Genomic DNA, 4,260 nt, shown 5'->3' on the forward strand with positions numbered 1-4,260 from the left:
GGATCGGGATCCGGTGCCGCCGTATGTGGCGGTTGATCCTGACGGTCCGCCTGGGTATTCCGGGTCTCCTATGGATTCGCCGCCCGGGTATTCGGGGGGTGGTCCGGGATCCCCGTCGTCGATCCCGGTTTCTCCCGCGAACCCCGGCTCCGGCTCCGGCTCCGGCTCCGGCTCCGGCTCCGGCTCGGGGTCCGGTTCCGGTTCGGGTTCGGGTCCGGGCAGGTCGGGTTCGTCGACGGGAAGTGGTGTCGGGTCGTCGGTGGATGGGAACGAGGTGTTCCTGCCTGGTGTCCCGCCGGCTGGTGAGGCGACCGGACCCGAAGTGATCATCCCGCCGGACGTGATCACCGGACCGGACGTGATTATTCCGCCGGACGTGGTCCCCGGGCCGGGGCAGGATGTGTCGTTTCCGCCGTTGGACTCGGCTCCCGTGTTGGTGCTGCACGGCACACCGGAACCATCCGCGTTCCTCGACCCCGGACCGGACGTGGACGCCCCGGCCCCGGGCAGCAACGGTGTTCCCCCGACCACCAGCACATCTGGGCTGGTGGGGCCGCAGCCCGTCACGAACCCGGCCTTGTCACAGACCGGCCCACAAACTCCACACACGATTCCCCAGACCCTCACGCAGACGAGTCCAGCGCTGAACTCGCAGACGGGTCCGCAGACGGGTCCGGCGCTGAACTCGCAGACGGGTCCGGCGCAGACAAGCGGGCCGGTAAGCATTTCCGGCATACCCGCAACGGCCGGTGTGACCCCGGTGAGCCCGAACAGCCCACTGGTTCCCGACGGCTCGACCAGGCCCACCACCTCGGCTGCCTCGACCTCGGCGTCGACACCGCCGCCAGGTGTCTCCACCCAGGCGAGGTTGGCTCCGCCGGGGGCATCCACTTCGGGGGTGACTTCCCCGGTCTCCGTGACGACCCCAGTGTCGGCGGGGTCGAGGACTTCGACTGTGGACAGTCGCGTAGATCTGCCGCTGGTGGCGGAGCAGTCGGCGGTACAGGTGGAGCCCGCCGATCAGCGGGTGACGCCTCTGTACGTTGTGGACAGCGCAGGAACGACTGCTGATCCGGCGGTTACCGATCCTGCGCAGATCCCGACTCCGGAGGCGACTTCGGGGAGGTCCGGCCCGGTAGTCGAGGAGGGCTGGACACCGAGCTCGACAGTGCTGTTCCGTACGGCCGGCGTTGAATCGAAGCGGGCTTCTCGGGTGGCGCACCTGGACGTCGACGAGAGCGACGAGGAGGGGGCTGCGAACCTTCCGCTGGAAGGGGTGGACCTGCCCGAGTCGCTGCTGCTGACGGGGGTTGGGCCGCAGAGTGTGCCGGACTCCGCGGCGGCGATCCGCGACGAGCGGGAGTTGGCGAAGACAGTCCGGCGGGCCGAAGGCGCCGAGGCGCCTGTGGACGGTGCCGAGGTACGGGCGGATCTCATGCCGGAACCTCCGATGCCGCCGTTGATCGTCCAGCCGGTGCCGGTCACCAGCGGCGGGCCGGCGGCGGAGACCGATGCGACCGATACGACCGAGGCGACGGAGAGCCGCGACGGCACCAGCATGGACCCGCCGTACTCGATGCGTCCGTTGCTTGAGGATCCGGCTCCCGCAGAGCAGGTGCAGTCCGCCGCCAGTCAAGGCCCGGCGCCTACCCGGAACGCGAGCGAGCCGGCGGACCCGGGTTCTGTGTCGAGCAGCTCGGCAGCGCCACACCCGGATACAACGACGGCTCTTGGCTTCCCGACCCTGCCCGAGGCGACCTGGTCGACACCGAACAGCGACCGGGTGGGGGTGGGAGGCTCCGCCGCGACGACGTCCCCAACGGTGGGTGGGTCTGTTGCGGATATTTTGTTGCCGGATGTTCATAACGCGCGGGCGCTGGAAACGTATCCCTGGTTAGCGTTGGTGAACCCGGACGGGGCCGCCACGAACTGCGTGCTCGTCGCGATCGCCGCCGACATGAGTCTGAAGCCGGGTGAGGCGTTGACGTGGACGGCTCCGGCGGAGAGCGCCATGCCGGAGTCGGACCTGGTGACATATCAGCGTCAGCAGTTGTATCTGTCCGATCAGGACAGGTCGCCGATTTTCCGTACGAGTATCGAATCGGTCCGTACCACGATGACGACGGCCCCGGCCGGGTCGCGGGGTGTGTTGTTGGTCCGCGACCCGGCTTCGGGTGCCGGGGTAGGGGCCTCACACGCGTTCAACGTGGTGGTCCGCGACGGCGGTGTAGTGGACTTCCTCGACGCTCAGCGCGCCGACTGGGCTCCGGAGCCGAACGAGTCTGAGGATCTCTATTTTCTCCCGATGGACAAAGAAATCGGCGTGCCGGCAGACTCGTATGCCGCCGATCCAGCCGAGTTGGACGGTTACGCCGAGGGGGTCGCCACCGAGGTCGAACGTTCGGCGATTGTGATGCTGCGCCCCGGGGTGGATCCTGAGTACAGTCCGGTTCTGGCGAGAAGGCGTGCGGGCGGCGCCGGCGTCGATATGCCGTACAGCATGGAAGTGACCCTGGACCAAAAGACGTATTACCAAGATTCCGACGGTCTCTTTTACCCAGACCGTGAGTCGGCACGTGGGCCGGGGCAACAAGAGCCCACCGGGACCACGTTCAATATTATTGAGGACAGGGTCCATCCGACGGTGGCCGATCCTCATGGGGACAGCGGGCGGCCGTCCTGGGACAGCGTCTTCCGGGAGATCCGTGGCGTGGGTGAACGGTTGGCTTCGGCGCCCCTTTACCAACCGGGTCAGCCTGGGTTGCCGATTGAGGTGCTCTATCCTCCCGAAGAAGGGTGGGAGATCGCGCCGGATGGTGAGGGTGCGCGAGTTTTCGTGCCATTCCGTGACGACAGCCTTTACGTCCAGTGGAACATCGGCCTACCCATTGGCGACGGCCTCGGGATGGCGAGATGGTTGGCATCGGACCCGAATCCTCCGATTCCCGAAGCGCGGGCACTCCTGCTCGGCGGTATAGAGTTCGGTCGAGATGTCGTCGCTCAGTACCTTGGTGTTTCGCCAACTGAGGCCGAGTCGTACCTGTACATGCCGGAAGTCGCGCAACTCTGGGACTTCATGGTGCATACATACACGCACGTCTCCGCCGCCGCCGAGCACGATGCCGCCAAGGTTGGCATGCTGGTAAAGAATCTACTCTCGATGGGTCTCAGGAATCCACTGGCGGTGGTCCGTCAGAAGCTACCGAACTCGGTGCGTCTGTTCCTTGAAGTCAACGCTCCGGCCATTAGGGGAATGTGGAAGACGCGCTTTCACAGACACATCACAAGTGAAAGCATTTACCGTCACCAGTACCTTCGGCGGCACCAGGGGCAAAACTTCGATAGCATCGACTACCTTCAGCTACAGACTCCGGAGGCGGAGAGTATCGACGATCGATACACGATCGGTGAATACCTCGACAATGCCCTGCTTGACAATCCTGAATTCGAGATCGAGCAGATGGTGGCTGTGGGCCTGAATAGCGGGTCGGGTTCGTTACCTTTCGAGAACCTTGACGATAATCGGGGCCGATCGAAGGAATCTGCCGTATACGAGATCCGGAGGCTTCGCCTGAACCGGATATCGCCGGACGAGATGAACAAAGATCATACGAGAATCGTCGGCCTACTCGGGGGTCTGCGCGCCGAGGGTGAGCGCCGGGAGGGCGAGGAATTACCGCAACTGCCGCTGACAAACCAAATTTCCGAGTTCCTTCGCACCATGAGTGGGCGGGTGGCCAGCAGCGGTCCCCTGATCGACGACAGCCATGCGGAGGAGATTTCCCGGCAGTTGGGGGCCATCCTCGTCGGCCCTGCCTACCCCTCGTGGCCGCGACCGCTGCGACAGACGCGGCAACAATTGGGAGAGATCGGCCAGCAACTTCAAGACTACGCAATTATGCCGGGCGCCGACGGAGACTTTGCATCGAGTAGGGCCCAGGAACTCCAGGAGATCCTGGGCGAGATTGACTCGTTGCTGGCATCCTCTGACGTTGTCGAATCGCTGACCGACTTGTACCTCCACGATGAGGTGGACGATGCCGCTCAAGACCCGGTGGGTCAAGACCCGGTGGGTCAAGACCCGGTGGGTCAAGACCCGGTGGGTCAAGACCCGGTGGGTCAAGACCCGGTGGGTCAAGAGTCGGTGACCGACTGGTTCTTGAGTGGTGCGGGTCCGGCTGGTGAGTTCACTGAGGTGATCGCGTCTGGGTTGGATGACGTGACCGTCCATGAGCGGTATCCGTGGTTGGGGTCGGTTAA

Annotated in this window: 1 protein-coding gene; it reads left to right on the forward strand. The window is 64.8% G+C overall.

Translation table 11 applies throughout. The features are described from left to right. Positions 1–955: 955 nt before the first annotated feature. Positions 956–4,260 (forward strand): hypothetical protein (locus ACIBF5_RS32555; RefSeq protein ID WP_396816731.1); only part of this gene is annotated, 3,305 nt, incomplete at its 3' end.

This window comes from Micromonospora sp. NPDC050417 (genome assembly GCF_044458865.1).
GTDB lineage: Bacteria > Actinomycetota > Actinomycetes > Mycobacteriales > Micromonosporaceae > Micromonospora_G.